The sequence below is a fragment of the Streptomyces sp. NPDC060194 genome (assembly GCF_042728285.1).
Lineage (GTDB): Bacteria > Actinomycetota > Actinomycetes > Streptomycetales > Streptomycetaceae > Streptomyces.
On sequence record NZ_JBHWZH010000268.1, the window covers coordinates 1 to 3,290 of the forward strand.

Annotated in this window: 4 protein-coding genes; 1 reads left to right on the forward strand and 3 read right to left on the reverse strand. The window is 70.2% G+C overall.

Annotated elements, in window-relative coordinates; all coding sequences use genetic code 11:
* Positions 1-44 precede the first annotated feature (44 nt).
* From ACFWEG_RS28670 to ACFWEG_RS28680, 3 genes are all read right to left on the reverse strand, one after another.
* The gene (locus ACFWEG_RS28670) at positions 45-557 is read right to left on the reverse strand and encodes an HNH endonuclease (RefSeq protein ID WP_387220948.1); all 513 of its coding nucleotides are present in this window, start codon (positions 555-557) and stop codon (positions 45-47) included.
* A 213-nt stretch (positions 558-770) separates the two neighbouring features.
* Positions 771-1,304, reverse strand: a complete 534-nt coding sequence (locus ACFWEG_RS28675) for a YbhB/YbcL family Raf kinase inhibitor-like protein (RefSeq protein WP_387220941.1) — start codon at positions 1,302-1,304, stop codon at positions 771-773.
* A gap of 59 nt (positions 1,305-1,363) precedes the next feature.
* Positions 1,364-2,146, reverse strand: a complete 783-nt coding sequence (locus ACFWEG_RS28680; protein WP_387220943.1) for a sporulation protein — start codon at positions 2,144-2,146, stop codon at positions 1,364-1,366.
* Positions 2,147-2,302: 156 nt separating this feature from the next.
* Here ACFWEG_RS28680 and ACFWEG_RS28685 point away from each other — a divergent pair, with 156 nt between their 5' ends.
* Complete coding sequence (locus ACFWEG_RS28685) at positions 2,303-2,944, forward strand: DNA-3-methyladenine glycosylase (RefSeq protein WP_387220945.1); 642 nt, start codon at positions 2,303-2,305, stop codon at positions 2,942-2,944.
* Positions 2,945-3,290: the final 346 nt, after the last annotated feature.

Sequence of the window (3,290 nt, forward strand, 5' to 3'; positions counted from 1 at the left end):
GGCTGCACCCGGATCCGGGAGCAGCCCCACCGCCGTACGTCTGCCTAGGCCGCCGTCTGGACCTGCGTCAACCAGTCGGGCAGCGGGGCCAGTTCGTCCGTGCCCAGCGCGAGGAGCATCGCGTCCGCCGGCGTCGGCTCGAACGGCTGCCGCAGCAGCGGCATCCCCGCCTGCTCCGGCGTCCGCGCCGCCTTGCGGTGGTTGTCCTCCGCGCACGAGGCCACCGTGTTCAGCCAGGTGTCCCCACCGCCCTGCGCCCGCGGCACCACGTGGTCCACCGTCGTCGCCCGCCGGCCGCAGTACGCGCACCGGTGCCGGTCCCGCACCAGCACGCCCCGCCGCGACCACGGCGCGCGTCTTCGGAACGGCACCCGTACGTACCGGCACAGCCGGATCACCTGGGGCACCGGGAGCTCCACCGCCGCCGCCCGCACCCGCAGTCCGGGGTGGGCCTGCTCGACGACCGCCTTGTCGGTCAGGACGAGGACGACGGCCCGGTTCATCGTGACCGTCGACAGCGGCTCGAAGCTCGCGTTCAGCACCAGCGTGTCCCGCACCGTGCCCACCTCCCGTTTCACGGCCCGCGTGGTCGCGGACCCGTGCCGACCCGTCGGCACTCGGTGCCGTCAGGTCAACTCTGGCCGGGTCGGCCGGGATGGACAACGCAATATCCGTGCACACCGGGGGACCTGACCCCGGCCCCCGGCACAAAAAAGAAGCCCGCCTCTGATCTCTCCAAGATCAGAGGCGGGCAAACGCCGACGAGACGCTCAGCCGCCCGCCGGCGCCTCGTACTCGGCCAGCAGGTTGCCCCGCGCGAGCGTGTGGAAGCGCAGGTTGAACCCCACCGCAGCGGGCGGGGTGTCCTCGTCCGGGCCCAGCTTCTCGGTGTCCACCGCGTAGACGGTGAACACGTACCGGTGCCGCTCACCCGACGGGGGCGCCGCACCGCCGAAGTCCTTCGACCCGTAGTCGTTGCGCGCCTGGACGGCGCCCGCCGGCAGGCCCTCGAACTTCCCCGTGCCCGCCCCGGCCGGCAGCTCCGTCACCGACGCAGGGATGTCGAACACCGTCCAGTGCCAGAACCCGCTGCCCGTGGGCGCGTCCGGGTCGAAGCACGTCACGGCGAAGCTCTTCGTCCCCTCCGGGAACCCCTCCCACCGCAGATGCGGCGACGTGTTCCCGGCGGCCTGCACCTGCGCGTCCCCGAGCGTGCCGCCCGCGACGACGTCGTCGCTGGACACCGTGAACGCCGGCACCTGCGGGTGGAAGTCGTGGGGCAGCGGCGGCCTGTTGTCAGTCACGTGAGAAAACCTCCGGTTCGACTCTCGACTGTCGTCCTGCCCCACGAGCCTAGGTCGATTCACACCCAGTTGCGGCGACCGCCCACCTCGGCGATCCAGTGGTTCAGGTAACCGGCCCAGTCGGTGTCCTGGAACGAGGCGAGGCCCACCTGGAACGAGCGGTAGGAGTCGCTGCCCTCGCTGAAAAGGCCCGGCTTCTTGTCCATCTCCAGGATGACGTCCATCTCGCGGTCGTCCGCGACGAACGTCAGCTCCACCTGGTTCAGCCCCCGGTACTGCTGCGGCGGCACGAACTCGATCTCCTGGTAGAACGGCAGCCGCTGCCGGGTCCCGCGGATGTGGCCGCGCTCCATGTCCGCGCTGCGGAACCGGAAACCGAGCTGCGCGAACGCGTCCAGGATCGCCTGCTGGGCCGGCAGCGGGTGCACGGCGATCGGGTCCAGGTCGGTGGAGTCCACGGCCCGGGCGATGTCCAGCTCGGTGCTCACCCCGATGTTCATCCCGTGCAGGTGCTGGCCGCCGAAGTGGGTGATCGGCGTCTCCCAGGGGATCTCGAGGCCGAACGGCACCGTGTGCACGTTGCCGGCGTTCAGCGTGAACGCGCCGCCGAGCCGCTGCTTGACGAACTCGATGTCCTGCTTGGTCTCCTGATCGGCGCCCTCGACCTCCACCCGCGCCTGCAGCCCGACGGACAGGCCCTGGATCTCCTGGTCGACGCTCCCGCCCTGGATCCGCACCTCGCCCTGCACGATCCCGCCGGGAACGACATTGGCCTCGGTCAGAACCGTCTCGACCGACGCCCCGCCGGAACCCAGGCTCGCCAGCAGCTTCTTGAAGCCCATGTCTCTGTCTCTCCTCTGTTCTCCGGTCCCTGACTCCGCACTCCGGTCAGTGGACACGCGCCGCGGCACCCCACCGGTTCCGCGCCCTCACCCTGGCAAACCCGGCCTCCGTCGGCCACCCACCCGGGCCCCGCCGTTCCAGTACGCTCGCCAGACATGATCGTGAGCCCCGACCGTACCCCCCTGGACAGGAACTTCTTCGACCGTCCCGTCCTCGAAGCGGCCCGCGACCTGCTCGGTCGCACACTGGTGCGCCACTCACCCGACGGCCCGATCCACGTCCGCCTCACCGAGGTGGAGGCCTACGACGGCGAGGCCGACCCCGGCTCGCACGCCTTCCGCGGCCGCACCGCCCGCAACGCCACGATGTTCGGTCCGCCCGGACACGCGTACGTGTACTTCACCTACGGGATGTGGCACTGCCTGAACCTGGTGTGCGGTCCTGAGGGGGTGGCGAGCGGGGTGCTGCTGCGGGCGGGGGAGATCGTCGAGGGCGTCGAGCCGGCCCGGGCACGGCGGATCTCAGCCCGGAAGGACACGGAACTGGCCAAAGGCCCCGCCCGGTTGGCGACGGCCCTGGGAGTGGATCGCGCACTCGACGGAGCCGACGTCTGCGCCGGACCGGAGTCCCCGTTCGAGGTGCTCGCCGGCATCCCCGTGGCCGCTGACCTGGTACGCAGTGGGCCACGGACCGGGGTGGCGGGGGAGGGCGGGGTCCACCCCTGGCGCTTCTGGATCGACGGCGAGCCCACCGTGAGTCCCTACCGGGCCCATGTCCCGAGGCGGCGTCGCGCTTGACTCGTCTCCCCGGACGGCCTAATGTTCTTCGAGCCGCTCGGACCGGGTACTGCCTTCAGCAGCCGGGAGCGGCCAACCCCACCTTCTCTGCGATCACCCCCGTGCGGGTTCGTTTTCGGCATGCCGGAATTCGAATTCGAGACTCGATTATGAGTCGCGGGAATGTGGCGCTAGAGTTCGGGATGTCGGAACGGCCCAACGGCCGGGAAGGCAAAGGTTTCTGACAGGAAATCGGGCCCGAAAGAGTCTGGTAGAGTCGGAGACGCAAGACCGAAGGGAAGAGCCCGGAGGAAAGCCCGAGAGGGTGAGTACGAAGGAAGCGTCCGTTCCTTGAGAACTCAACAGC